Annotated in this window: 23 protein-coding genes, 2 tRNA genes and 1 pseudogene; 19 read left to right on the forward strand and 7 right to left on the reverse strand. The window is 64.6% G+C overall.

The features are described from left to right. Positions 1 to 82: 82 nt before the first annotated feature. Positions 83 to 1,075, reverse strand: a complete 993-nt coding sequence (locus tag OX460_RS12895) for a TRAP transporter substrate-binding protein (RefSeq protein ID WP_251351784.1) — start codon at positions 1,073 to 1,075, stop codon at positions 83 to 85. 145 nt (positions 1,076 to 1,220) lie between these two features. Here OX460_RS12895 and OX460_RS12900 point away from each other — a divergent pair, with 145 nt between their 5' ends. Further along, the gene (locus tag OX460_RS12900; protein WP_289898870.1) at positions 1,221 to 3,239 is read left to right on the forward strand and encodes a PAS domain S-box protein; all 2,019 of its coding nucleotides are present in this window, start codon (positions 1,221 to 1,223) and stop codon (positions 3,237 to 3,239) included. 32 nt (positions 3,240 to 3,271) lie between these two features. Further along, positions 3,272 to 3,856, forward strand: a complete 585-nt coding sequence (locus OX460_RS12905) for a response regulator (protein ID WP_034780029.1) — start codon at positions 3,272 to 3,274, stop codon at positions 3,854 to 3,856. Positions 3,857 to 3,902: 46 nt separating this feature from the next. On the opposite strand, the gene OX460_RS12910 is transcribed toward OX460_RS12905, so the two are convergent. Next, positions 3,903 to 4,730: a siderophore-interacting protein gene (locus OX460_RS12910; RefSeq protein WP_289898871.1), complete on the reverse strand. Its 828-nt coding sequence runs from the start codon at positions 4,728 to 4,730 to the stop codon at positions 3,903 to 3,905. 22 nt (positions 4,731 to 4,752) lie between these two features. Beyond that, entirely contained in the window at positions 4,753 to 5,409 is a 657-nt protein-coding gene (locus OX460_RS12915) for a PadR family transcriptional regulator (protein ID WP_099666601.1), read from the reverse strand. 146 nt (positions 5,410 to 5,555) lie between these two features. Here OX460_RS12915 and OX460_RS12920 point away from each other — a divergent pair, with 146 nt between their 5' ends. After that, a complete protein-coding gene (locus OX460_RS12920; RefSeq protein ID WP_289898872.1) occupies positions 5,556 to 5,900 on the forward strand; it encodes a DUF3052 family protein in 345 nt (114 codons plus the stop codon). A 7-nt stretch (positions 5,901 to 5,907) separates the two neighbouring features. Here the strand turns inward: OX460_RS12920 and queG are convergent, their stop codons facing one another. Beyond that, positions 5,908 to 6,999 (reverse strand): tRNA epoxyqueuosine(34) reductase QueG, encoded by a 1,092-nt coding sequence (queG, locus tag OX460_RS12925; protein ID WP_289898873.1) that lies wholly within the window; start codon positions 6,997 to 6,999, stop codon positions 5,908 to 5,910. Between the two features lie 78 nt (positions 7,000 to 7,077). Between queG and tsaE the strand changes: the two genes are divergently transcribed. From tsaE to OX460_RS12940, 3 genes are read left to right on the forward strand one after another with little or no spacing between them, the layout of a single operon-like run. Further along, positions 7,078 to 7,566, forward strand: a complete 489-nt coding sequence (gene tsaE / locus OX460_RS12930) for a tRNA (adenosine(37)-N6)-threonylcarbamoyltransferase complex ATPase subunit type 1 TsaE (protein ID WP_034780043.1) — start codon at positions 7,078 to 7,080, stop codon at positions 7,564 to 7,566. Further along, positions 7,530 to 8,930: an N-acetylmuramoyl-L-alanine amidase gene (locus OX460_RS12935; protein ID WP_289898874.1), complete on the forward strand. Its 1,401-nt coding sequence runs from the start codon at positions 7,530 to 7,532 to the stop codon at positions 8,928 to 8,930. The genes tsaE and OX460_RS12935 overlap by 37 nt, the downstream gene beginning before the upstream one ends. A 14-nt stretch (positions 8,931 to 8,944) precedes the next feature. Continuing rightward, on the forward strand, positions 8,945 to 9,781 hold the full coding sequence (locus tag OX460_RS12940) for a D-hexose-6-phosphate mutarotase (protein WP_289898875.1): 837 nt from the start codon (positions 8,945 to 8,947) through the stop codon (positions 9,779 to 9,781). 98 nt (positions 9,782 to 9,879) lie between these two features. Here OX460_RS12940 and OX460_RS12945 read toward each other — a convergent pair whose 3' ends face one another. After that, a complete protein-coding gene (locus OX460_RS12945; RefSeq protein ID WP_289898876.1) occupies positions 9,880 to 10,860 on the reverse strand; it encodes a carbonic anhydrase family protein in 981 nt (326 codons plus the stop codon). On the opposite strand from OX460_RS12945, the gene OX460_RS12950 reads away from it, so the two are divergent. After that, positions 10,778 to 10,969, forward strand: a complete 192-nt coding sequence (locus OX460_RS12950) for a hypothetical protein (protein WP_251351786.1) — start codon at positions 10,778 to 10,780, stop codon at positions 10,967 to 10,969. The genes OX460_RS12945 and OX460_RS12950 overlap by 83 nt on opposite strands. Before the next feature lie 99 nt (positions 10,970 to 11,068). Here the strand turns inward: OX460_RS12950 and OX460_RS12955 are convergent, their stop codons facing one another. Beyond that, entirely contained in the window at positions 11,069 to 11,719 is a 651-nt protein-coding gene (locus OX460_RS12955) for a VTT domain-containing protein (protein ID WP_071075583.1), read from the reverse strand. A gap of 248 nt (positions 11,720 to 11,967) precedes the next feature. On the opposite strand from OX460_RS12955, the gene OX460_RS12960 reads away from it, so the two are divergent. The 12 genes from OX460_RS12960 to OX460_RS13015 all read left to right on the forward strand — a co-directional run bounded on the left by OX460_RS12960 (position 11,968) and on the right by OX460_RS13015 (position 26,626). Continuing rightward, entirely contained in the window at positions 11,968 to 12,906 is a 939-nt protein-coding gene (locus OX460_RS12960) for a peptidylprolyl isomerase (protein ID WP_289898877.1), read from the forward strand. 38 nt (positions 12,907 to 12,944) lie between these two features. After that, entirely contained in the window at positions 12,945 to 14,852 is a 1,908-nt protein-coding gene (gene mutL / locus OX460_RS12965; protein ID WP_289898878.1) for a DNA mismatch repair endonuclease MutL, read from the forward strand. A gap of 78 nt (positions 14,853 to 14,930) precedes the next feature. Next, complete coding sequence (gene miaA, locus OX460_RS12970) at positions 14,931 to 15,890, forward strand: tRNA (adenosine(37)-N6)-dimethylallyltransferase MiaA (protein WP_289898879.1); 960 nt, start codon at positions 14,931 to 14,933, stop codon at positions 15,888 to 15,890. Between the two features lie 91 nt (positions 15,891 to 15,981). Then, a tRNA-Met gene (locus OX460_RS12975) sits at positions 15,982 to 16,058 on the forward strand. Between the two features lie 59 nt (positions 16,059 to 16,117). Beyond that, a tRNA-Met gene (locus OX460_RS12980) sits at positions 16,118 to 16,194 on the forward strand. A gap of 183 nt (positions 16,195 to 16,377) precedes the next feature. Then, entirely contained in the window at positions 16,378 to 16,905 is a 528-nt protein-coding gene (locus tag OX460_RS12985) for a sigma-70 family RNA polymerase sigma factor (protein WP_251351776.1), read from the forward strand. After that, the gene (locus tag OX460_RS12990) at positions 16,902 to 17,906 is read left to right on the forward strand and encodes a FecR domain-containing protein (protein ID WP_289898880.1); all 1,005 of its coding nucleotides are present in this window, start codon (positions 16,902 to 16,904) and stop codon (positions 17,904 to 17,906) included. Before OX460_RS12985 ends, OX460_RS12990 begins: the two co-directional genes overlap by 4 nt. Before the next feature lie 78 nt (positions 17,907 to 17,984). Beyond that, a complete protein-coding gene (locus OX460_RS12995) occupies positions 17,985 to 20,465 on the forward strand; it encodes a TonB-dependent receptor (RefSeq protein WP_289898881.1) in 2,481 nt (826 codons plus the stop codon). A gap of 182 nt (positions 20,466 to 20,647) precedes the next feature. Then, on the forward strand, positions 20,648 to 21,634 hold the full coding sequence (locus OX460_RS13000) for a LacI family DNA-binding transcriptional regulator (RefSeq protein WP_289898882.1): 987 nt from the start codon (positions 20,648 to 20,650) through the stop codon (positions 21,632 to 21,634). A 232-nt stretch (positions 21,635 to 21,866) separates the two neighbouring features. Next, complete coding sequence (locus OX460_RS13005) at positions 21,867 to 23,267, forward strand: alkaline phosphatase family protein (RefSeq protein WP_289898883.1); 1,401 nt, start codon at positions 21,867 to 21,869, stop codon at positions 23,265 to 23,267. Positions 23,268 to 23,346: 79 nt separating this feature from the next. Beyond that, positions 23,347 to 24,966 carry a histidine-type phosphatase gene (locus OX460_RS13010; protein ID WP_289898884.1) on the forward strand — a complete coding sequence of 540 codons (1,620 nt, stop codon included), beginning with the start codon at positions 23,347 to 23,349 and terminating at the stop codon, positions 24,964 to 24,966. Positions 24,967 to 25,057: 91 nt separating this feature from the next. Further along, the gene (locus OX460_RS13015) at positions 25,058 to 26,626 is read left to right on the forward strand and encodes a histidine-type phosphatase (RefSeq protein ID WP_289898885.1); all 1,569 of its coding nucleotides are present in this window, start codon (positions 25,058 to 25,060) and stop codon (positions 26,624 to 26,626) included. Positions 26,627 to 26,656: 30 nt separating this feature from the next. Here the strand turns inward: OX460_RS13015 and OX460_RS13020 are convergent. Beyond that, a pseudogene (locus OX460_RS13020) lies at positions 26,657 to 26,846 on the reverse strand (methylmalonate-semialdehyde dehydrogenase (CoA acylating)); the annotation flags it as partial.

Below are 26,846 nucleotides of genomic sequence, written 5' to 3' on the forward strand. Positions count from 1 at the left end.
CCGCGCAGGACGCGCAGGTGCCGTTGCTGCAGAAAGACAGGGATGTCCCTGGCAGCCGCGCCGGGTGGCGCGGCCAGCGCTGTTACTTCGCGCTTTCCTTGTTGATGGCCGAGATCAGGTCCTTGCCGATGCGCGCTTCCATGGCCTTCTGCACGGGCGCCAGCGCCTTGCGCCATTCGGCCTGCTCCTGCACCGTCAGGGTATAGATCTGCGTCCTGCCCGCCTTCTTGATGGCGTCGAGGGCCTGGTCGTTGTCGCGCTGGGCGATGGCTTTTTCAAACGTGGTCGCCTCGCGCATGGCTTTTTCCAGCTGGCCGCGGATTTCGGGCGGCAAACCATCCCAGAATTTCTTGTTGACGATGACGGCATAGCCCAGGTAGCCGTGGTTCGACACGGTCACGTGCTTTTGCACTTCATGCATCTTTTGCGTGTACATATTCGATGGCGGATTTTCCGTGCCGTCGACCACGCCCGTCTGCAGCGCCTGATACACTTCGGAGAAGGCCAGCACCTGCGGGTTGGCGCCCAGCGCGCGCATCTGTGCGTCGAGCACCTTCGACGACTGGATGCGCATTTTCAGGCCCTTGAAGTCGGCCGGCGTATGCAGCGGCTTGTTGGCCGACATCACCTTGAAGCCGTTATCCCAGTAGGCCAGGCCCGTGATACCCTTGGGTTCCAGTTTCTTCAGCAGGCTCTTGCCGATTTCGCCTTCGGTGACGTTGTACAGCGCCGTCTTGGTGGGGAAGATATAGGGCAGGTCGAACGCTTCGAATTCCTTTACGCCCAGGGGGCCGAACTTGGCCAGCGACGGCGCCAGCATCTGCACGGCGCCCAGCTGCAGGGCTTCAAGTTCTTCCTTGTCCTTGTACAGCTGGCTGTTCGGGTAGAGTTCGACCTTGACCTTGCCATTCGTGGCTTTCTCGGCCAGCTGCTTGAAGCGCTCGGCGGCCTGGCCTTTTGGCGTATCGGTGGCCACGACGTGGCTGAATTTGATGACGATGGGCGCTTGCGCATAGGCGTGGACGCCGGCGGTGGCGCCGATGGCAGCGCACAGCGCGACGAACAGGGTTTTCATTGGCGGCAGTTGCATTTTTGTCTCCTGAGTGGTTTTTTAAAAAACTTTATTTTTTGTCTACTTGGATATTGTGCCAAAGAAACTGCCCCGGCTATTGTGGTTAACCACAATAGCCGGCTCCCGATAAGCCGCTACCCTGCCAGCCATGCCGACTTCCCCCACCTTTGCGCGCCGTTTCAAGCTATCGAGCCCGATGCGCTGGCTGCTGCCCGTCATCCTGCTGCTGCTGTTCCTGTCCATCCTGTTCTGGCTGCCCTGGCAAGCGCGCCAGATGGAAAGCAACGAGCGCCAGGAGCAGCTGATCGCCGACACCCTGTGGGTGGAACAGACCATCCGCTTCCAGCTGGCGCGCAACGAGGAAAGCCTGTTCAACCTGGGCGTGGACATCGCCAGCGCCTCGCTGGGCGCGGAAAAAGTGCACGAACGGCTGCAGCAGATGTTGCGCAATGGCCGCGAATTGCAGCGCGTGCTGTGGCTCGACACCAGCGGCAAGGTGCTGGCCACCAGCGACAACAGCCTGCCGCATGCGTTGTCGTTTTCGCCGGCCTCTCTGACGGCGGCCGACAATGCGCGCCGCCTGCACCGGGGACAGTACGCCCAGCCTTCGCAGCAAAGCGGCTTTCCCGACGCGCCGCCCGGCGCCATGCTGATGGATTACCACCAGCCCCTGTTCGACGGCCAGCGCTATGTCGGCAGCCTGGTGGCCACCTACCAGATCAGCAGCCTGCTCGATGAAATGGTGCCGTGGTGGTTTGCGCAGGACAACCAGATTTCGCTGATCGACCGCGACGACAAGGTGCTGGCGCGGCGCGCCGCCGCCGGTCCCGGCCACGGCGTGTACACGCACAAGCGCGCGCTCGACGTGCCCGGCGCCACCATCACCCTGTTTACCGACAGCGTGAAAAGCCAGCCCAAGCTGCTGCCCAATCTGCTGGTCGGCTCCGTCATCGCCCTCTCGCTGGGTTTATTATGGAGCCTGCTGGCCCTGTGGCGGCATATTTCGCGCCGCCTGGTGGCCGAGGGCGCGCTGCGCCAGCAGATGCTGTTTCGCACGGCGATGGAAAACTCGCTGGTGACGGGCATGCGCGCACGCGATCTCGAAGGAAGAGTCACATATGTGAATCCCGCGTTTTGCCAGATCGTCGGCTATCCGCCCGAGGAAATCCTGGGGCGTCTGCCGCCCATGCCCTACTGGGTGCCCGAGGCGCTGGAGGAATACCAGCAGCGCTTCGTCAAGGCCCTGGCCGGCAATCCCACGCCGCAGTTCGAAACCTATTTCCAGCGGCCCGACGGCACGCGCGTGCCCGTGCTGATCTTCGAAGCGCCGCTGGTGGACAAGAACGGCCAGCAGACGGGCTGGATGGGTTCCGTGCTCGACATCTCGGACCGCAAACGCGTCGAGGAACTGAATCGCCAGCAGCAGGAAAAGCTGCAAACGAGCTCGCGCCTGGCCACCATGGGCGAGCTGGCGTCGATGCTGGCGCATGAATTAAATCAGCCGCTGGCGGCCATTTCCAGCTACACCACGGGCGCGCTGAACCTGATCCGCCGCGCCATCGAGCATGACGCCCCCGTCGATCCGGGCACCCTGAAGCCGGCGCTGGAACAGGCCAGCGCGCAGGCGCAGCGGGCTGGCCAGATCATCCGCAGCGTGCACGATTTCGTGCGCAAGAGCGAGCCGCAGCGCCAGGATATCGCCATCCGCACCCTGATCGACGGCATCCGCGCGCTGATCGACCTGCAGGCGCGCAAATACTATGTCACCATCCAGGAAGAGCTGCCGCCGGATCTGCCGCTGCTGCGCGCCGATCCCGTGATGATCGAGCAAGTGCTGCTGAACCTGACGCGCAACGCCATCGAGGCCATGCAGGATGCGGCGCCGGGACGGCGTATCATGCGCCTGCGGGCCAGTCACGATGCGCAGCAAGGCATGGTGACGGTGGACGTGATCGACCATGGCCACGGCATTGCGCAGGACGTGGCCGAGCGGCTGTTTTCGCCGTTTTTCTCGACCAAGTCCGAAGGCATGGGCATGGGCCTGAACATCTGCCGCACCGCCATCGAATTTCACGGCGGCGCGCTGACCTTCAACGCCAACCCCGCTGGCGGTACGATCTTTACCTTCAGCGTGCCGGCCGCGCCGCGCGCGCCGCACTCGCATTAACGCATAACGCATAACGACAAGCCGGAGACACCATGTTACACATCATCGACGACGAAGAGGTCGTACGCGACTCCCTGTCCTGGCTGGCCGCCTCGCGCAGCATCGAAGCGCGCAACTACGCCAGCGCCCAGCAATTCCTCGATAGCCTCGACGGCAGCTTCGACGCCGCCGGCGACTGCGTGCTGCTTGACGTGCGCATGCCCGACATGAACGGCATCGCCCTGTTCGACCAGCTGGTCAAGCGCGACCTGACAGCGCGCCTGCCCGTGATTTTCCTCACCGGCCACGGCGACGTGCCGATGGCCGTCGACAGCCTGAAACGGGGCGCCTTCGATTTCTTTGAAAAGCCGTTCAACGACAACGACCTGATGGACCGCGTACAGCAGGGCCTGGCCAACTCGCGCCAGGCGGGCGAACTGGCCGCCGTGCACGCGCGCCTGGCCACCCTGTCGACGCGCGAACGCGAAGTGCTGGACCTGATTCTGGCGGGGAAGATGAACAAGGTGGTGGCCGACAAGCTGGGCATCAGCATGCGCACCGTGGAAGTCCACCGCGCGCATATCTTCGACAAGATGCAGGTCAAGACGGCGGTGGAGCTTGCGGGGTTGTTGAAGTAGACTGAAATCCGGGGTCAGACCCCGGATCGAGGTTTCAAGTATCTAATCAGTCGTCGTGATGCTCATGGTGCTCTTCCACGCCATGCTTCCAGTAACTGGCCACATGCAGGTGCTGCTTCGGCACCCCGGCGTCGATGAAATGTCCGCGCAAGCCCTGCACCTGCGCATGCTCGCACGCCACCCATACATAGCCATCGCCATCCTGCGGCAAGGCGACCTGCGCCAATTCCTCCAGCAGCAGCGGTCCCTTGCGGCCATGGCGCGCCACCCAGCGCACGTCCAGCTGCGCCGCGCACTCCAACGCGATCTGTTCGCCGTCTTCGACGATCTCGATCACGGCCGTCGCGCGCGCCGTGGCCGGCAGCTGCTCCAGGCGGCGGGCAATGGCCGGCAAGGCCGTCTGGTCGCCCACCAGCACATACCAGTCGAAATCGAGCGGCACCAGCATCGAGCCGCGCGGTCCGCCCACGCCCAGAGTCTGGCCGGGTGCAGCTTGTGCCGCCCAGCTGGCCGCGGGGCCGTCGCCATGCAGCACGAAGTCGATTTCCAGCTCGCGCCGCGCCGCGTCGTAGCGGCGCGGCGTGTAGTTGCGAGCGATGGGACGCGCGCCTTCCGCGTACTGGATGGGATTCGAACCATTGCCCAGCACGGGAAACACAGGAGTGGTCTCGCCGGAGGCGGGGAAGAACAGCTTCACGTGGTCGTCGTGCGCCGGCGAGACAAAGCCGTCCAGGTCGTCGCCGGCCAACGTGATGCGGCGCATGTGCGGCGTCAACTGCTCGGTGCGCACGACGGTGAGCACGCGCAGTTTCAAGTCATGCCGCACGCGCTCGATGGCATGCGGGCGTGGTGCTGCTGGTGATGCAGTAGTCATGGCTTATCCTTGTAAAGTAGGCTCAGTGGCCGTCGACGATGGCGTTGGCCGCCTGTTCCAGCACGGCCGAGACGCGCTCGGCTTCCGCGTCGCTCCAGTTGGTCTTGTTCAGCAAGAGCGCATGCTTGAGGGTGTGCATGGCCTGGCGCACGCGCTCGGGCAAGGCGTTGCGCGCCTGGACGCGGGCAAACATGTCGAGGCGCGCCAAGATGCCATCGACCTGGGCACGGTTCTCGTCGAGGTAGGCGCGGCCCAGGTCCGTGATCGTGTAGAGCTTCTTGCCGCTGGCGCTTTCGGAGGACGTCACGTGGTCCTGCTCTTCCAGCAGGGTCAGGGTCGGATACACGGCACCCGGGCTGGGAGCATAGGCGCCGCCGCAACGCTCTTCGATGGCCTTGATGATTTCATAGCCGTGGCGGGGGCTGATCTCGATCAGCGCCAGCACGATCAGGGGCAGGTCGCCGCGGCCGAAGACGCGCTCGGCCCGTTCGCCGCGCCCGCCCCGGCCACCGGGGCCGCCAGGGCCCATGCCGTCGCCGCGCTCGTCGAAGCCACGCGGACCGCGGCCGTGCAGGTAGTGTTCGTGGCGATGCTCGCCGTGATGGTGGTGCTGGCCACAATGACCGTGATGATGATGGTGGCCGCCGTGGCCGTGTTCTGCGTGGTGTGAGTTTCTCATGTTTTCTCTTTAAAGATATATCGTTAGTAGGTATCGCTATTTTATAACGATATATCGATAAGTCAAGGAGAAATTTGTTATGCTCGTCTTTCTTCAATCGACACGTCCCTGCCATGCCTGACAAAACCGCCGCTGAAAAAATGTATGTGAAAAATGCCAAAGCCCTGGCCGTGCTCAATGACGGCGGCGAGCATACGGCCCTGCTGGCGCAGCTGCCGGCCGAGCGGCGGGTGAGTGAAGGAGAAAGCGCCGACTGGATCGTGCTGTTCGCGCGCAGCCGCGCGGAACTGGAACGGTTCCTGCCGGTGGCGCAGGCGCGCCTGGCGCCCGGCGGCGCGGTCTGGGTGGCGTACCGCAAGGGTGGCGTGAAGGCGGGCAGCGACATCCACCGCGACGATATCCGCAATTTTGCGCAAACCATGGGACTCGACAGCGTGGCAATGATCGCCATCGACGCAAACTGGTCGGCGCTGCGCCTGAAGCAGGCTTGAGAGGGGGTTAAACGACGCCGTGCAAGGCCAGCGCCCACTCGACGTGCTCCCGCACGATGGCCGACGGGTGCTCGCGGCGCGACAGCAGGGCCGCGACGATGTCGGCCTGGCCCCGGGCCTTGGCGGCCGCGTTGCCCATGCCGACGGCCAGGTTGCGCAGCCAGCGTTCGTGGCCGATGCGGCGAATCGCGCTGCCTTCCATGCGGCGGTTGAATTCTTCTTCCGTCCAGGCGAACAGCTCCACCATGCCGGCGCTGCCCAGGCTGTGGCGCTCGTCGAAATCGGGCACCACGGCGCGCTGAGCGAACTTGTTCCACGGGCAGACGGTCTGGCAATCGTCGCAGCCGTACACCTTGTTGCCGATCAAAGGCCGCATCTCGACGGGAATGGCACCCTTCAATTCGATGGTCAGGTAGGAGATGCAGCGGCGCGCATCGAGCTTGTGCGGCCCCAGGATGGCTTGCGTGGGGCACACCGTGATGCATGCCGAGCACTGGCCGCAGCGCGGCGTTTCCGGCGGGTCGACCGGCAGCGGCACGTCGATGAGGATCTCGCCAAGGAAAAAGAAGGAGCCGCCCTGGCGGTTGATCAGCAAGGTGTGCTTGCCGCGCCAACCCAAGCCGCCCTTTTGCGCCAGCTCGACTTCCATCACGGGCGCCGAATCGCTGAAGACGCGGTAGCCGAAGTCGCCGATTTCGCCCTTGATGCGCTCGGCCAGCTGCTGCAGGCGCGAACGCATCACCTTGTGGTAGTCGCGGCCCCGCGCATACACGGAGATCACGGCCGCCGCGGGATCGGCGTCGCGCGCCGCCTCGCGTTCGCGCCAGTCGGGCCCCAGCGCCGGCGGCAGGTAATTCATGCGCGCGCTGATGGCGCGCACCGTGCCCGGCACCAGTTCGGCCGGGCGGGCGCGCTTCATGCCGTGGCTGGCCATGTAATCCATTTCGCCGTGATACCCTGCATCGAGCCAGGCTTGCAAGGGCGCTTCCATGTGCGACAGGTCCACGTCGGCGATGCACACCTCGGCAAAACCCAGCTCGCGCCCCCATTCTTTAATGGTGCGCGCCAAGGCGGCGAGATCGGTGACGGTGGCGGACATAGGGGACTTTACGGAAAACGGCAGGCGCGCGGGCGGTTACAATGACAGCAGCCTCCATTTTATGCGATACAGAAGATAATGACCGAACACTTCAAAGCCCACCTCCACGACGAAGCCGGTACCGCCGCGCTGGGCGCCGCGCTGGCGCGCGCGCTGGCGCCGGGCCTGGCCATCTACCTGCACGGCGACCTGGGCGCCGGCAAGACGGCCCTCACGCGCGCGCTGCTGCACGCGGCAGGCCATGCTGGACACGTGAAAAGCCCCACCTACACCTTGTCCGAACCGTACACGGTGCAGCTCGATGGCCAGAGCGTCAACGTCATCCACTTTGACCTGTACCGCATGGGCAGCGCCGAGGAATTCCTCGACGCCGGTTTTCGCGAAGACTTCGACGGCCGCAATATCTGCATCGTCGAATGGCCGGAGAAAGCCGAACCGGTGCTGCCGCCGGCGGACCTGAATATTTATTTGAACGTTGCGGGTACAGGACGTGATGTAGAATTGCAAGCGTCTTCTGAATTGGGTCTGTCATGCCTTCACCGTCTCAAATTCGCCCCGAACCTTTGATCTCCTCGCCCATCACCCGGCGCACGGTGCTCAAGGCCGGCGGCACCCTGCTGTTGTCCGTGTTCGCGCCCATGTCGGCGATGGCGGCGCAAATTCTCGCCGTGCGCGTCTGGCCGGCCGAGGACTACACCCGCGTCACCCTGGAAAATGACAGCATCCTCAAGGCGACCCACTTCATCGTCAAGGATCCGGAACGGCTGGTGGTCGACATCGAAGGCCTGGAACTCAATCCCACCCTGAAGGGCCTGGTGGCGAAGATCCAGTCGAACGACCCGTATATCAAGCAGGTGCGCGTGGGCCAGAACCGGCCCAACGTCGTGCGCCTGGTGTTCGACCTGAAGGAAGAAGTCACGCCGCAGCTGTTTACCCTGCCGCCGGCCGGCTCCTACAACCACCGTTTGATCTTCGACCTGTATCCCGTGCGCGAGCCGGACCTGATCGCGCAGATGATCGAAAAGGGCGACTGGTCGAGCGACCCGGCCAAGCCGCCCATGGCCGGCACGCATACGCCGCCGCCCGCGCTGCCCCTGCCCGAGAGCGGCAAGCCGCCCGTGGCCGCCGTGGCGCCGCCGGTAGCGCCCATCGTGCCGCCCGTAGCCGATATCCGTCCGGAGCAGCGCCCCGAAGCGCGCCCGCTGCCGGGCCAGAAAGTGGTGCGCATGATTACCATCGCCCTCGATCCCGGCCACGGCGGCGAAGACCCGGGCGCCATGGGCAGCCGGGGCAGCCGCGAAAAAGACGTGGTACTGGCCATCGCCAAGCGCCTGAAAACCAAGCTGGAACTGCAGCCCAACATGCGCGTCATGCTCACGCGCGACGCCGACTTCTTTGTCCCGCTGGGCATGCGCGTGGAAAAGGCGCGCAAGGTGCAGGCCGACCTGTTCGTCTCCATCCACGCCGACGCCTTCATCCAGCCGACGGCGCGTGGCTCGTCCGTGTTCGTGCTGTCCGAAAAGGGCGCCACCTCGACGGCCGCGCGCTGGCTGGCCAACAAGGAAAACCAGGCCGACCTGATCGGCGGCGTCAACGTGAAGAACCACGACAAGCAGCTGGCCAGCGTGCTGCTCGACCTGTCGACGACGGCGCAGATCAATGACAGCATGAAGCTGGGCAAGGCCGTGCTGCGCGAAATCGGCGGCATCAACCGCCTGCACAAGGGTTCCGTCGAGCAGGCCGGCTTCGCCGTGCTGAAGGCGCCCGACATTCCCTCCATCCTGATCGAGACGGCCTTCATCTCGAACCCGGAAGAGGAAGCCAAGCTGACCGACAACGGCTACCAGGACCAGATGGCCGACGCCATCGTCACGGGCATCAAGAATTACTTTGCCAAGAATCCGCCGCTGGCGAAAAGCCGCCTGACCTGACATGAAAGCCTAGCATGAGCAACAGCACTTTTGGCCAGCTGCCGGCCGTGACCATCCGCGCCGCCGACGGTGCGCAGGCGACCGTCACCCTGTACGGCGGCCACCTGGTCTCGTGGCGGAGCAGCGATGGCCAGGAGCGCCTGTTCTGCAGCCGTGCATCGAGCCTCGATGGTAGCCGCGCCATCCGTGGCGGCGTGCCCGTGATCTTCCCCCAATTCGGCGCGCGCGGCACGGGCATGCGCCACGGCTTTGCGCGCGTGGCGACGTGGCAGCTGGAATCGACGGGCGACGCCGATGGCGCCGCGTGGGCGCAATTTGCCCTGACCCAGGCCGACTTGCCGGAAGCGATCGCCGCCAGCTGGCCCTGGGCCTTCACCCTGCGCCTGCGCGTGGCGGTGCAAGGCCAATCGCTGGAGCTGAGTCTGTCCGTGCACAACACGGGCGAGCAGGCGTTCCCCTTCTCGGCCGCCCTGCACAGCTATTTTGCGATTGATCAATTGAGCGAGGCGCGCATTGGCGGCCTGCAGCGCGTGCGCTATTCGGACGAGACGCCGCAAGATGCCTTGCAGGCGGAAGAGGTGCTGCAATTCGCGGACAAGCTGGACCGCATTTATTACCAGTTGCCGGGCGCCTTGCAGCTGCAGTCCGGCGACGCCACCCTGCACCTGGAGCAGCAGGGCTTTACGGATGCCGTCGTGTGGAACCCGGGCGCGCAAGACGCGGCCGCCCTGCCCGACCTGGCCGACGACGAATACCAGCGCTTCATCTGCATCGAGCCGGCCCTGATCCAGCCCGATTCGCTGGCTGCCGGCGCCGAATGGGTCGGCCGCCAGCGCCTCGAATTTATGTAAGAGTGACTGAAAAAGTCCAGGGCTAGGCGCCTTGCCGAAGGCAGTACGCATGTACGACGAGGCATGGCAACAACGCCATGGGCTTTTTTCAGGCGCTCTTAGTTTGATTCCTTGATGATGCGGCCGTTGGTCGGCTGAATCGGGCGCGCATTTAACGGATACAAACGGCTGAACAGCGCCATCTGCGCCGGCGAAGCCTGCACCGGCTGCTTCATCACCATCCACAACACGCCTTCGCTGCAAGGCGGCTCCGTCATCGATCCCATGTAGGTGTAGTAATCGCGCCGCGTCGGCAGCATCTCGGCCGGGTCGAGCAGGATGGTCGGCTGCATGGTCTCGAATTTTTCCAGCGGCAGGTTATTCCACACGGTCTGGATGGTCGCCTGCGGCGCACCCCGCTCCAGCAACAACGCCAGCACGGCTTGCCGGCCTTCCGCATCGCGGTGCACTAGGTGCACCACCATCTCGAAAGCCTTGCCATTGATGCGCTCTTCGGACGGCCGGTGGAAATGGAATTGCTGCAGCTCGAACATGCGGTTCTGCACCGTGATGTAATTGCCGCCGCTGACGCCCACCTGCACCGTGTGGCCATTGTCGACCACATTGAACGACGACGGGTGGTAGTCAAAGCTGATCTGCTCGAGTTCCACCTTCATGCCATCGCGGATGTCGATCGGCGACTGGCGGTTGCCATTGCCGCACTTGGCCCAGTCGACATTGATCTTGCTCCAGTTGGACGGGCCGCTGTCGCCCTCGTACGACCAGTGCGTACCGCGCGGCACGGGTGGCGGTGGCGGCGGCGCGGCCTTCACCACGGCGGCGCGCTTGGCGCGGGCGGCGGCGCGGGCCGCCTGGGTGGCGCGCATTTCCGCCAGGCGCGCCGCGATGCGTTCGGACAGGTCGACTTCGGCCGCTTCTTCCTTCTCGCGCGCCGTCGGCGCGACGACGACAGGCTCCTTGGCCTCCTTGCCCTTCACCGATTCGGTCAGGGTTTTCATGGCGGCCGCACGCGCCGACGCCGACATGGGCGCGGATGCAGCGGCGCTCGCCGAAGCGGGGGCATCTTTGGCGCTTGCCATGGCCGCCATCGCGGCAAGGCTGCAAGCTAACAGGGCGCTCAAATGTCGCATGGAAATCCAGAAAGTGAGAATACCCTCTGGTTTACGGCTGGAAAGCAACAAAACTTGAATCAGGGCGGGAGCAAAACAGAAACAAGACAGAGAAAAACGGGATCCGGGGCCGGCTGCGGGCTGTGCCGCAGCGCACTGGCCCCGGATCCATGCGGCCTTACGCCGACTTGCCGACCATACGCTTGTAGAGTTTCCACATGCCGCCCAGCACCACCGGCACGACGGCGGCGCCGACTCCGATCAGCACGATCAAGGTCAGGTGGTCGCGGATCCATGGGATATTGCCGAAGAAGTAACCGGCCGTCACCAGACCGACCACCCACAACAGGGCGCCCGTCACGTTGTACATCTGGAAGCGCGCATGCGTCATGTCGGAAATGCCGGCCACGAACGGCGCGAAGGTGCGCACCACCGGCACGAAACGGGCCAGGATGATGGTCTTGCCACCGTGCTTTTCAAAGAATTCATGCGTGCGGCGCATGGCATCCTTGTTGATCCAGCGGTAATCGTGGGTAAACACCCTTTGCCCGATGGCCTCGCCTATCCAGTAATTGAGCGTGTTGCCCGTGACGGCGGCCGTCACCAGCAAGGCTATCAGCAAGCCCAGGTGCATCTGTCCCGTCGCGCAAAACGCGCCGGCGATAAACAATAAGGTATCCCCAGGGAAGAAAAACAGCACCACGAGGCCTGTTTCGCAAAAAATAATGGCAAACAGCACTGCATACACGAGGGTACCGTACTGCTCGATCAAGAGACCCAGCGTCTTGTCGACATGCACGATCATGTCGAGGAATTGCACAAAATCCATATATTTTTCCCTAAAGGTAGCGGCGGAATCATACACCACCCGGCCAGCGCAACGGCAGTCCCCGGGCCGATATTTCGTGATTAATTCGGCAGCGCCCGTGGCGGCGTGGCATTTTAAGTAAAGGTTAAGGAAACGCCTTATCGGCAGGCAACTGTCAGGATTGCCATATGCAATGTTTTTCCAACGAAATATTGGCATTCCGGTATACACTTTCTGCACGGCGCAACCCGCGCCGACCAGGAGAAAACATGTATCGACACCCACTGAGCGGCCTGACCATGGCCACCGTACTGGGCCTTGCACATCTGGCTGCCCACGCGGCGCCCGTCCAGATCAAGGCGCCCGCCGAACTGCCCGCCAAGGCGACCTTGGCCGACGTGATCAAGGCTTCGAAGCCGTCCGACTGGCGTGCGCTGGACCCGGACAACACCCTGTACCTGGACATTCCCGCCGGCCGCGTGGTGATCGAACTGGCGCCGGACTTCGCGCCGAAACACGTGGCCAACATCAAGGCCCTGGTGGCCGAGCAGTATTACGACGGCCTGGCCATCACGCGCGCGCAGGACAACTGGGTGGCGCAGTGGGGCGATCCGAACGAGAAAAATCCAAAACCGATCCAGCATGCCCAGCGCACCCTGCCCGGCGAATTTACGGTACCTTTGACAAACGTCAAGAGCTTCACGCGCCTGCCGGACGTCGACGGCTATGCGCCGCAAGTCGGCCATTCGAACGGTTTCCCGTCCGCGCGCGACCCAAAAACCGGCACGGCCTGGCTCACGCATTGCTATGCCACCGTGGGCGTGGGCCGCGACAGCGCCAGCGACAGCGGCGGCGGCACGGAGCTGTACGCCGTCATCGGCCAGTCGCCGCGCCACCTGGACCGCGACATCACCGTCGTCGGCAGAGTCGTCTCCGGCATGCCATTGCTGTCCACCCTGCCCCGCGGCACGGGCCCCATGGGCTTTTATGACAGCCCCGAGAAAAACGTGCCGATCAAGGCCATCCGCCTGGCCGCCAGCGTGCCTTTGGCACAGCGCAGCAACCTGGAAGTGATGCGCACCGACAGCGCCACCTACCAGGCCGTGCTGGAAGCCCAGCGCCACCGCGGCGGCCCGTGGAGCAAGGTCACGGCCGGCCATGTCGACGTGTGCAATGCGCCGATACCGGTGCGGGAGGTGGCGAAGTAGCCGGTGCCCGGCAATTCGCAACCCGTTATAATCAGGGGATGAACGCTCCCATCACGCCCCACCGCCCGATCCAGGCCCTGCCTGACCAGTTGATTTCGCAAATCGCCGCCGGCGAGGTGGTCGAACGGCCATCCGCCGTCGTCAAAGAGCTGCTGGAAAACGCGCTCGACTCGGGCGCCACGCAGATCACGGTGCGGCTGGAAGAAGGGGGCGTGAAACGCATCGCCATTACCGATAACGGGCGCGGCATCGATAAAGATCAGCTGCCGCTGGCCCTGGCGCGCCACGCCACGTCGAAGATCGCGTCCCTGCACGACCTGGAAAACGTGGGCACGCTGGGCTTTCGCGGCGAAGCGCTGGCCTCGATCGCCTCGGTCGCCGCCGTCACCGTGACGTCGCGCACGGCCGACGCGGCCCACGCGTGGGAAATCGTCGGCTCGCACAATGGCAGCGTCTCGCCGTCGTCAGGCGCGCACGGCACCACGGTCGACGTGCAAGACCTTTATTTCAACACGCCCGCGCGGCGCAAATTCCTCAAATCGGAACAGACGGAGTATGGCCACTGCGCCGAAGTCGTGCGCCGCATTGCCCTGGCGCGGCCGGACGTATCGTTCTCGCTGTCGCACAATGGCCGCACCATCGACCAGTGGAATATCAGCGAACTGGCCAAGCGCAGCGCCCACATCCTGGGTAATGACTTCGCCGAGGCCCGCCTGGCGCTGGACGAATCGGCCGGCACCTTGCGCATCCACGGCTTTGCCGGCTTGCCGACGGCGTCCAAGGCGCGCGCCGACGGCCAGTTCTTTTATGTCAACGGGCGCTTCGTGCGCGACAAGCTGCTGGTGCACGCCGTGCGCATGGCCTACCAGGACGTGCTGCATGGCGACCGTTTTCCCTCCTACGTGCTGGCGCTCGACCTCGACCCGGCGCTGGTCGACGTCAACGTGCACCCGTCGAAGATCGAAGTGCGTTTCCGCGACAGCCGCTCCGTGCACCAATTCGTTTTCCACGCGGTGCAGCGCGCGCTGGCGCAAACGTCGGCCACGGCCTTCGGCAGCGTGCCGGCGCCCCTGCCGGCCGCCTCCAGCCTCGGCGGTGATACCGCGGGCGCGGGTTTGGGTGGACCTGGCATCTGGCGCCGCGAACAGACGCAAACGTCGTTCGGCGCGCAATTTACGAATACCTTCGCGCTCGCCTCGCCCGGCGCGGCCCGCCCCTTCTTTGCCGACGCACCAGGCGTGGCGCAAGACACAGCGTCGTATGGCGCCTTGTTCGGCGGCGGCGCTGCCAGTTCTCCCATCACGCAGGCGGAGCCCTACATCGCCTCGCCTGAAGCGATGGCGCGCGAAGAATATCCGCTGGGCTTTGCCCTGGCCCAGCTGCACGGCATTTATATATTGGCGCAAAATACCAAGGGCCTGGTGCTGGTCGACATGCACGCGGCGCATGAGCGCATCCTGTACGAACAGCTGAAAAACGCGCTGCAGGCGCAGGTGTCCGGCCAGGACATGCAGGTGCAATCCTTGCTGATCCCCGTGACGTTTTATGCGGACGCCATCGAAGTATCGACGGCGAATGAAAACCAGGACACCTTGAAGGCGCTGGGCTTCGACATCGCCGCCCTGTCGCCCACCACCCTGGCCGTGCGTTCCGTGCCGACCCTGCTGAAAAACGCAGACGCGCAAACGCTGGCGCGCGACGTACTGCGCGACGTGCGCGAATACGGCGGCTCGCGCGTGCTGATCGAGCGCCAGAACGAATTGCTGGGCACCCTGGCCTGCCACACGGCCGTGCGCGCCAACCGGATTTTATCGGTACAGGAAATGAATGCCCTGCTGCGCCAGATGGAAAGCACGGAACGCGCGGACCAGTGCAACCATGGCCGGCCCACGTGGGTGCAGGTCGAGATCAACGCGCTCGATAAACTGTTCCTGCGCGGGCAATAAAATTTCGGGGTCAGACCCGCCGGGTCTGACCCCAGCCTTTGCCTTGGGGTTCCCATCGCAAGTACATCAAAAAGTATCATGAAAAACACCCCACACCTCCCCCTGGCCGTCGCCATCATGGGCCCCACGGCCAGCGGCAAGACGGCCAGTGCGCTGGCCATCGCGCAAGCCATCCCGTCCGAGATCATCTCCGTCGATTCCGCCCTCGTCTACCGGGGCATGGATATCGGCACGGCCAAGCCATCGAAGGAAGAACTGGCCCAGGTACCGCATCATTTGATCGACATCATCGACCCGCTCGACGCGTACTCCGTGGCGCAGTTCCGCAACGATACCCTGCGCCTGGTGGCCGAGATCACGGCGCGCGGCAAGCTGCCGCTGCTCGTCGGCGGCACCATGTTGTACTTCAAGGGCCTGGCCGATGGCCTCGACGACTTGCCCGGCGCCGATCCTGCCTTGCGCGCCCAGCTGGAAGAGGACGCGGCCGCCATCGGCTGGCCCGCCATGCATGCGCGCCTGGCGCAGCAAGACCCCGTCACGGCCGCGCGCCTGGCGCCGCAGGACGCGCAGCGCATCGGCCGCGCGCTGGAAATCATCGCGCTGTCCGGCCAGCCCATGTCGGCCCTGCTGGACCGCCGCGAAAAAACCGTGCTGCCATTTCAATTGCAATCGTTCGCGCTGGAACCGTCGGACCGCGCCGTGCTGCACGCGCGTATCGCCACGCGCTTCGACCTCATGCTGAAAAACGACGCCCTGCTCGATGAAGTGGAGCAGCTGCGCCGCCGCGGCGACCTGCATCCGGGCTTGCCCTCGATGCGCTGCGTGGGCTACCGCCAGGCCTGGGATTACCTGGACGGCCGCATCGACCGCGCCGCCTTGCGCGAGACGGGCATCATCGCCACGCGCCAGCTGGCCAAGCGTCAGCTGACCTGGTTACGCTCCATGCCGGAACGCCTCGTCATCGATTGCCTGGGGCCCGATCCGGCCGCGGCCATGCTGGCGCAAATCCAGCCCTTGCTGACGGCGTTACAAAAATAATCACGCCAGCGCCGGCGCGTGAAAAAAACGCACATTTTTTTGCGCCGGCATTGACAAGAAAAAGGGAAGACTGGATAATGCTCGGCTGTTGGGTGATATAGCTCAGTTGGTTAGAGCACAGCATTCATAATGCTGGGGTCGGTGGTTCAAGTCCACCTATCACCACCAAAGAACATCGATCAGGTTTCCCCTGGTCAAAACGAGCATCCGGTTTGACCGGTCTGTTTGGTGATATAGCTCAGTTGGTTAGAGCACAGCATTCATAATGCTGGGGTCGGTGGTTCAAGTCCACCTATCACCACCAAGAATTTGCAGTATTGAAGAACCCGTCCCTGCCCCGTGCAGCGGCGGGTTTTTTCATTTCCGGCGCCGCCTCGCGTGCGGCCTGTACGCAACACCAGCCCCATCCACATGCAATCGGGGATTGTGGCAATCCGCCGCTGGCGATTACAATGAGAATAATTCTCATTTATATTATTCGTCGCCCATGTCCGCCATCCAGCCCAGCCTGCAACAGCAAGTGCAGTCGCTCTACAGCGAGCATCACGGCTGGCTGGTCGGCTGGCTGCGCAAAAAACTCAGCTGCCCGCATGGTGCGGCCGACGTGGCGCAAGATACATTTGTGCGCATCATCGCCTCGCGCGACGCGCTGTTCGGCATGCGCGAGCCGCGCGCCTACCTGTCGACGACGGCAAAGCGCTTGCTGCTCGACCGCGCGCGCCGCCAGATACTCGAGCGCAGCTACCTGGCGGAACTGGCCCTGCTGGCCGACAGCCTGCCCGGCGCACCCTCGCCGGATGAAGTCCTGATGGCCGTGCAGGCGCTCGAGCAGATCGCCACGGCGCTGGCCGGCTTGTCCGCCAAGGCGCGCGACGCCTTTTTGCTGCACTACCTGGAAGAGCAGCCGCAGGCCGCTGTCGCAGCACAACTGAACGTCTCCACGCGCATGGTGCAAAAATACCTGGTGCAAGCCTTGCTGGCCTGCCGCCACGCCTGCCCGGCCCTGGCGGCATGAATAGCCCCCGCACGGATATCGCCGCCGAACAGGCCGCACGGTGGATCGTGCGCCTGAGCGCCGACGACCCGGCCGAGCGCGACTCCGCGCAGGCCGGCTTCGCAGCATGGAAGGCCGCCGATCCGCTGCACGCGACGGCGGCCGCTGGCATGGAAAACCTGCTGCGTCAGTTGAACGCCGTGCGCGAGCCGGCCGGCGGCGACCATCGCCCCGCGCGCGCCGCCCTGGCCGCCATCGCACCCAAGCCCCGCCAGCGTCTGCGCCAGCTGGCCGCGGCCAGCGCCGTGGCCGTGCTGACGCTGACCGGGGCGCTGGCCTTCAGCGAACGCCCCGCCTACCTGCTGGCCGACCTGCGCAGCCCCACGGGACAATGGTCCACGCACACCCTGGCCGATGGCAGCCAGCTCACCCTGGCCGGCAACAGCGCCGTCAACGTGCATTTCAATGCGGGCGAACGACATGTGGAACTGGTGCAGGGCGATATTCTCGTCGACGTGGCGAAGGATGCGCAGCGCCCCTTCATCATCGACAGCCGGCAGGCGGCGATCCGCGCCCTGGGCACGCGTTTCAGCGTGCGCAGGGAAGACGGCGCCACCATCTTGAGCATGCTGGAGTCCAAGGTGCTGGCGCAAGTGCCGCAACATCCGGCCGTCGTGGTGCAGGCGGGCCAGCGCACGCGCATCACGGACGATGGCGTGGGGCCGATCACGGCCATCGATGCAGCCAGCGTGCAGGAAGCGTGGCGCGCGTACCAACTGGTGGTCGACGACCTGCCGCTGGCCGAGGTGCTCGACGAGCTGGCGCGCCACCGCCCGGGCCAGCTGCATTACGACCGCGCGCAGATCGCCGGCATCCGCGTGGCCGCCGTGCTGCCGCTGGACGACACGGACAAGGCGCTGCAGCTGTTGATCGACAATTTCCCGCAACTGCGCATCCGCATGCTGACGCGCTACCTGGTGATGGTTGATGTCCCCGCCAGCGGCTCCGCAAAAAATAAATAAGAAATTGTGCGTTCGCGGTTCCACTTTGCGCATCTCGTGCGTCAAGGCAGCTGAGATCATTCAAAAAAGGCTGTCACCATGTACGCTCAAGTCGTTGCCGTTTCCTCCCCGAACACCCTGCGCACGCGCCTGCGTCCGCTCGCCCTGGCGGCCATGCTGCTGGCAAGCGCCGGCCTGCACGCCCAGGCAGTCGCCCGGGCTGCCCCGGCTGTCGCCAGCTACGCCATCCCCGCCGGCCCGCTGGCCGGCGCCCTGAACCGCTATGCGCAGCAGGCAGGCGTGTCCATCGTCGTCGATGCATCCCGGGTGCAGGGCTTGACCAGTGCAGGCTTGCAAGGCAGCTACGCCATCGATGACGGTTTCGCCGTCCTGCTGCGCGGCAGCGGCTACGCCATCGGCAAGACGCCGACCGGCTATGTGCTGGTGGCCGCGCCGGCGTCCCCGCCCACGGCGGCGATCGGCGCGGCTTCAGCGGCCGAACGCACCATGCCCTCGATTACCATCGTTGGCCAGGCCGAGCAAGGCGCCACCACGGAAGGCAGCGGCTCCTACACAGCGCGCAAGCTCACCATCGGCAAGGGCGAGCAATCGATGAAGGACATCCCCCAATCCGTGAGCGTGCTGACGCGCCAGCGCCTGGACGACCAGGGCATCACGGACTTGCGCGAAGCCGTCAACAACGTCACCGGCGTGGTGGGCGTGCATGGCGTGGGGCCGGGCGTGGTGATCACGGCGCGCGGCTTCCAGATCGACCAATGGCAGTACGATGGCGTACCCATCGACCGCAATACCTATGCGCTGGGCAACTGGGGCCAGGAAAACATGGTCATCTACGACCGCCTGGAAGTGCTGCGCGGCGCCGCGGGCATGCTGGTCGGCACGGGCAGTCCCGGAGGCTCCGTCAGCCTGGTGCGCAAGCGCCCGACCGCCGAGCGCAGTGTCAGCATGACGGCGCGCGCCGGCTCGTGGGACCATTACGGCGCCCAGCTCGACGTCAGCATGCCCCTGAATGCGGACGGCAGCCTGCGCGGACGCGCCATCGTCGATGAAGACGATACCCATTCCTTCGTCGACCAGGTGTGGAGCCAGAACCGCACCCTGTACGCGGCGCTCGACTACGACCTGGGACCGGCCACCACCCTGGGCCTGGCCATCAGCAACGTCAACGACCACGGCCGTCCCACCTTTATCGGCCTGCCCCGCTACGCGGACGGCAGCGCGCTGAACCTGCCCCGCTCCACCTTCACGGGCGCCGACTGGAACCGCAGCGAAGCCAAACAAACCAACGTGTATCTCGATCTGGAACACCATTTCAACAGCCAGTGGAGCCTGAAGGCATCCGCCGTGAACATGAAGGAAAACACCGGCTCCGTGCACCAGCGCGTGGCCTTGCCCATCAATCCCGACGGCAGCGGCGCGAGCTATGCCGACTTTGGCATGGATTTCGACAACCGCAAGCGCGGCATCGATACCTACGTGCGCGGTAAATTCGACGGCCTGGGCATCGCGCAAGAAGTCCTCGTCGGCGCCAGCTATGTCACGATGGCGTCGGACGACGTCTACGCCCGCGTCTGGGAATCCGGTGCGGACGTCTTCAACATCAGGCACAACCGCCCATGGCAAGACCTCGACAGCATCGCCGCGCGCCCGAAGGGCGTGCGTCCCGTCAGCACCTATGAAATACGCCAGAAAGGCCTGTATGGCAGCTGGAACGGCCAGCTGACCAGCAAGCTGAAAGCCGTGCTGGGTGGACGCTTCAGCTGGTACGACTTCGTGTATGCGACGCCCAAAGGTCCTGAAGAACAGCTCAACGCCACCGCCAAGTTCACGCCATCGGTAGGCCTGATCTACGCGCTCGATCCGCAATGGTCGGCCTACGCCAGCTATGCCGACATCTTCACGCCGCAAAGTATCCGCGATGCGCAAGACAAGGTCCTCAAGCCCATCACGGGCAGCAACTACGAGGCGGGCATCAAGGGGGAGCTGATGGATGGCAAGGTCAACACCTCGCTGGCCGTGTTCCGCTACGACCACAAGAACCGTGCCGTCACCGACTATGCTGCGGGCATGGTGTGCCCCAACGGGTACTGCTCGCGCGCCTCGGGCAAGGTGCGCAGCCAGGGCCTGGAAGCGGAAGTGTCGGGCGAAGTGGCGCGCGGCTTGCAGCTGTCGGCCGGCTACGCCTATACGACGACGACCTATCTGAACGACCCGGACGAGCAGGGCAAGGTCTTTTCCACCTGGACGCCCAAGCACATGCTGCGCGTGTGGTCCAGCTACACGCTGCCCGGCGCCTGGGACAAATTCAGCGTGGGCGCCGGCGTCAACACGCAAAGCCATACGCTCGATACCAATAGCACCTTCAAGGTTGCCGGCGTCTCGATCTGGAATGCACGCATGGCCTGGCAAGCCACGCCGCAAGTGGCCCTGTCGCTCAATATCAACAACGTCTTCGACAAGCGCTACATCATCCCGGCCTACAACACCACCGGGTCGAATAACTACTATGGCGACCCGCGCAACGTGCAGTTCACCCTGAAGTACACGCCGAAGTGGTAAGACGATCGAGAGGCTGAGCACCGGCACGCTGGCCATGGCGCGGGACTGGCATTCAGTTTGCGCCGCGGCCGGGATTTTCGGCTAAGATGATGGCGCGGCATTGCGCCGCACCGCATCGTGCATCGGCCTCTCATTCATCTACACCGTCAATGGAACAAAAAGACAAGTCTTGGGTCACTTCGGTGGACGTCGCCAAACGGGCCGGCGTCTCCCGCTCCGCCGTCTCGCGCACGTTCACGCCCGGCGCCAGCGTGGCGCCCGAAACGCGGGCCCGCGTGATGGAAGCCGCACAATCGCTGGGCTACCAGGTCAACATCCTGGCGCGCAGCATGAACCAGGGACAAAGCAACCTGGTGGGCGTCGTCATCACGGGCTTCACGGACCCGTTCCGCGTGGCCCTGCTGGGCGAAGTCACGCGCAGCCTGAGCGAACATGCGCTGGTGCCGCTGCTGATGAATGCGGAAGACCCCGAGCGCCTCAGCGAATTGCTGCGCATCCTCCTCAGCTACAAGATTTCCGGCGTCATCATGACGTCCGGCTCGCCGCCATCCGCCGTCGCCACGGAATACCTGCAGCGGCAAGTGCCGGTGGCCATGATCAACCGCGCGCGCGACCTGAAAGGCGTGGACGTGGTCAATAGCGACAACCGCCACGGCGGCGAACTGGCGGCCAGCACCCTGCTCGACAGCGGCGCCAAACGGCTGACCTTCATCAACACGCGCGCCAGCAGTTTCAGCGGCATCGCGCGCGGCCAGGCCTTCCTCGACCACCTGGCGCCGGCCGTGGCGAAGAAACGCTGCACGGCCGGCGAATACCTGGCCGACGCCATCGGCTACCAGGCGGGCCAGGAAGCGGCCGACGCCCTGCTCTCCTCGGGCAAACTGCCTGACGGCGTCTTTTGCGCCACCGACCTGATCGCCTGCGGCTTCATCGACGCGGCGCGCAGCAAGTATGGCATCGACGTGCCCGCGCAACTGCAGGTGATCGGCTTCGACGACATTCCCATGGCCGCGCTGGACGCCTACCAGCTGACCACCATCCGCCAGGACGCGGGCGAACTGGCGCGCCGCGCCGTCAAGAGCCTGGTCGAGCGCATGGAAAAATTTGCCATGCCGGGCCGCCTGAAGGAAGTGCCCGTCACCCTGGTGCGGCGCGGCACGACACGCTAAGCCATTCAATGCGACAGATGGCGCAACGCCGTCTGCCCGCCCGCCACGGCCGGCCGTTCCCCGTTTTCCACACTTTTTCATCCCTCGCCTGTACTTGTTGACATCAAAAAAAATCCGGGTTACTGTTTGCACACGCATGCTGCACACGTGTGCAATTTCTTCAAACAGGCCAGTTCTGGCCACACCACAAAAAAAGCGCCCCGTCCATGGAGGCGCCATCAAGGAGACTGTTATGTTGAACCACGTTCTAAGAATCGCCCTGTTCGGCGCCGGGGCCATCGGTCTGGCGGCCTGCACCACTCCCGCCGACACGCAGCACAATATGGCCGCCGCAGTCGCCGCCGATCCGAAGCTGGCGAAGATCGGCCAGATCGTCGTCGTGTACATGGAAAACCGCAGCTTCGACCACCTGTTCGGCACCTTCCCCGGTGCCGACGGCATCGCCAATGGCCACGCGCCCGACACCACCACGCAGACCGCCCCCGATGGCAAGCCCTATGCCATGCTGCCCGCCGTGGCACTCGACAAGGGCGGCCTGGACCAGCGCTTCAAGGCCGACATCGCCAACGCGCCCTTCCGCATGGAGCCGAGCGTCTCGCTGGGCGACAAGACAGCCAGTCCCGTCCACGCGTTCTGGACGCACAAGCGCCAGATCAACGACGGCAAGAATGACCGCTTCGTCGTCGAGGGCAATACGGGTGCCCTGCCCATGGGCTATTTCGACGGCAGCAAGCTCAAACTGTGGGCGCTGGCGCAACGCTACACCTTGGCCGACCGCTTCTTCCAGTCCGCCTACGGCGGCTCCTTCCTCAACCACATGTGGCTGACCTGCGCCTGCACGCCCGTGTTCCCGAATGCGCCCAAGTCCATCGTCGCCCAGGATGAGCGCGGCACGGGCCACAAGAAGGGCGAGGAAGCGGAAGTGACGCAGGACGGCTACGCCGTCAACACCATGCAGGGCCCGCTGCTGTTCGACCCGACAAAAAAACAGACGTTCCTGCCGCCGCAAACCATGCCCACCATCGGCGACCGCCTGACGGACAAGGGCATCTCCTGGGTCTATTATGCGGACGGCTACGACATCGCCGTCGCCTCGACCAAGTCAGGCAAGAAGGCCGACGATTTCTCGTATCACCACCAGCCGTTCACCTACTTCAAGCGCTTCATCGACAGCCCGCAGCAGCGCGCCACGCACCTGAAGGACCGCTCCGACATGCTCGCCGACGTCCAGGCAGGCAAGCTGCCGCCCGTCTCGTTCTACAAGCCCATGGGCAAGAAGAACATGCATCCGGGGATGGATAAATCGAGCGTGGCGGCCGGCGACGACGAGGGCGTGGCCATCATCAGCGCCATCATGGAAGGCCCGCAATGGAAGGACACCGTCATCATCGTCACCACCGATGAAAACGGCGGTTTCTGGGACCACGTGGCGCCACCGAAAGGCGACCGCTTCGGCCCGGCCACGCGCATCCCCGCGCTGGTCATCTCGCCCTTCAGCGAAGGCGGGCATATCGACCATACCGAGTATGAAACCGTGTCGATCCTGAAATTCATCGAGGAGCGCCATGGCCTGGCGCCCTTGAGCGAGCGCGATGCGCGCGCCAACAGCCTGGCCAAAGCCCTCAAGCTGTAATACCCATTCCCTTGCCTGTCTGCCCCGGGTGCGCCGTCTGCGCGGCGCGCCTGGGCTAACCACACCTGAAGGAAACGCCATGCTGCACGCACGCCATCTTCCCCTGTCCCTCCTGATGCTTTCCCTGGCCGCCTGTGGCGGCGGCGACGATACGCCGCCCGTCCCCGTCACGCCCCCGGTAACGCCGCCCGTGACGCCGGCCGCCCCCGCCACCTACTACCAGACCAAGGCGCCCTACACGCCGCAGCAGGACGCCGCTACCTACGAGGCCGCGCCAGCCGGCTACGCGCCCGTGTTCACCGAACTGGTGGCGCGCCACGGTTCGCGCGGCCTGTCGAGCATGAAGTATGACGCCGCCTTCTACAACGTCTGGCAACGGGCTGCAGCCGACGATGCGCTCACGCCGCTGGGGCAAAAGCTGGGCGCCGACATCCTGAAACTGATGAAGGCCAACGCGCTGCTCGGCTACGGCGTGGACGGCATCACGGCGCCCGGCTACGGCAACCTGTCGCAGACGGGCATCAATGAACACAAGCAGTTGGCCGTGCGCATGCTGACGCGCCTGCCTGCCCTGTTCACGCAACTGGGTAACAATGCCGCCAGCGCACCGCGCCAGATCGTCACCGTCAGTTCCGGCGTGGACCGCGCCAAGGACAGCGCCGCGTACTTTGCGCAGTCGCTGGCCGCCACGGCACCAAACGTCGCGCCGCTGATTACCCTGCCGCCCGCCCCGACCGGCTACCCGGCCGGCAAGCCCGTGGCGCAGCCCGATGGCACCAACCGCTTCCTGCTGTATGCGCACAAGCTGGTGCCGAAGACGGATCTGGTCACCGGCACCCTCGACCGCCATTACCAGACTTACCAGGATAGCCAGGCCTATCAGGCCTACCTGGAAAGCCCCGGCTTCCTGGCCAAATACACGGCCATCGACACGGATGCCACGGCGCGTACCCTGGGCCGCGAAGTACTGGAACGCTTGTTCACCAAGGCCTTCGTCGACAAGATCGACAACGGCACTTACCGCTTCGCCAACACGGGTACCTACAGTTTTACCAGCGACGACGGCAAGTTCACCAACACCGTCACGGGCGACGGCGGCACCACCATCAAGGGCCTGGCAGATGCCGCCTCGGTGCTGTACAACCTGTACGCCATCATGGCCGGCATGACGAACGAAGTGAAAGCCGATTTCGTGCAATACATGCCGTCGGACGCGGCCAAGTACCAGGCATTCGTGCAGGATTACCAGGATTTTTACAACAAGGGCCCCGGCACCACGGAAAGCGCCGGCATCACCTGGAACTACGTGCGCGCGCTGCGCGACGACTTCTTCACGGAAGTGGACGCCATCGCGCGCGGCGACCTGTCGCACGGCGCCAAACTGCGCTTCACGCATGCGGAAGCCATCATTCCGCTGGCCACGGCCATGGGCCTGAAGAACGTCGTCGGCGCGCTGCCGGCGGCGCAGACCTACAGCTATGACAACAGCAGCTGGCGCGGCCTGTACGTGGCGCCGATGGCGGCCAACATGCAGTGGGATGTGTACCGCGACGCCGGCGGCAATGTGCTCGTGAAAATGCTGTACAACGAAAAGGAAACGGACTTCCAGGCCGCCTGCGATGGCGCCCGCTTTGCCGCCGGCAGCCATTTCTATGTGTATGCGAAGCTGAAGACGTGCTACGACCACGTGGCGCAGTAAGTACGAATGCAGGCGGGCAGCCGTGCCCGCCTGTTGGACGTTTGCTGCTAGGCTTGCACGTAAGAACCAATCACGTCACTTACGGATAGCCATGCCCCCACCGCTCCCCTTGTCCAGCATGCTGCTGGCCCTCACCATCTGCGCCGCTCCCGCCCAGGCCGCGGAAGGCCATTACCAGACCAAGGCGCCGTATGCGCCGCAGCAGGACCCGGCCACCTATGCCGCGCCACCGGCCGGTTTCCAGCCCATCTACACACAACTGGTGGCGCGCCACGGTGCGCGCGGATTGACCGGCATGAAGAGCGACGCAGCCCTGTATGCGATGTGGCGGCAGGCCGCCGCGCAGGATGCGCTCACGCCTTTGGGGCGCGAACTGGGACCCGACATCCTGGCCCTGATGCAGGCGAACGCCTTGCTCGGTTACGGCGTGGCCGGCATCGAGCGGCCCGGCTACGGCAATCTGTCGCAGACGGGCATCGAGGAACACCGGCAACTGGCCGTGCGCATGCTGGCGCGCCTGCCCACCCTGTTCGCGCAAGTGGGGCAAGACGCCGCGACGGCGCCGCGCCAGCTCGTCACCATCCATTCCGGCGTGGACCGCGCGCGCGACAGTGCGCGCTTTTTTACGCAGTCGCTGCTGGAGCACGCGCCCGCGCTGGCGCCCTTGTTATACCTGCCGCCCGCACCGGCGCCGTATCCGCAGGGACGCAAGGCAGTGGTGCAGTCCGATGGCGTGAACCGCTTCCTGCTGTATGCGCACAAGCTGGCGCCGCAGACGGATTTTGTCGCCGATCGGGCCAACCCGCATTACGCCACCTATGCCGCCAGCCAGGCCTACCAGTACTATGAAAGAACCAAGCAGCTGCACGCCCTGATGGATGCCCCGGCCAGAAAACCGGAAGCGGCCGCGCATGCGCGCCACGTGCTCGAACGGCTGTTTGCACCCGCCTTCCTCGACCAGCTTGAGCGCAGCGGCGCCAGTTTTGCGGATACGGGCAGCTACACTTTCACCAGCGCGGACGGCCAGCTCACGCGCACCATGACGGGCAGCGGCAAGACGGTCATCCGCAGCTTGCATGCGGCCGCGACGAAACTGTATGAGCTGTACGCGATCGCTGCCGGCATGCGCCATGAAATGCCGGCCGATTTCGGCCGCTACATGCCCGCCGAGGATGCGCGCTACTACGCTTATATCGCCGACCACGAGGATTTTTACCAGAAAGGGCCGGCCACCACGGAAAGCAGCGGCGTGACCTGGCGCTTCGCACTGGCCTTGCGCGACGATTTTTTCAAGGAAGTCGATGCGCTGGCCAAGGGAGATTTGCGCCACGCGGCCAAGCTGCGTTTCACGCACGCCGAGATGATCATTCCGCTCGCCTCGGCCATGGGCTTGCAACAGGCGCTGGCCCCCTTGCCGGTATCGGCCAGCGACAGTTATCAAAGCAATCAATGGCGCGGCCAGAACGTCTCGCCGCTGGCGGCCAACATGCAGTGGGATGTGTACCGCAACAGCGCAGGACAACTGATCGTACGCCTGCTGTACAACGAAAAGGAAACGGACTTCCAGGCCAGTTGCGACGGCGCCCGCATGGCGCCGGGCGGCGTCTTCTACGACTATGCAAAACTGAAAACCTGCTACGGCCACGTGGCGGCGCGCTGACGCACTGATGCTGCGCGCCGCCATCGCACCTTACTTCAAGGTCGGCATGGCAAACTCGGCCCCCGCCGCCGTCGAGGCTGGCCAGCGCTGCGTGACAGCCTTCTGTTTCGTGTAGAAACGCACCGATTCCGGGCCGTGCGCATGGTGGTCGCCGAACAGGCTGCGCTTCCAGCCGCCGAAGCTGTGGAAGGCCATCGGCACGGGGATCGGGACATTCACG

This window comes from Janthinobacterium sp. SUN033 (assembly GCF_030397595.1).
In the GTDB taxonomy this organism is placed as follows: Bacteria; Pseudomonadota; Gammaproteobacteria; order Burkholderiales; family Burkholderiaceae_D; genus Janthinobacterium; species Janthinobacterium kumbetense.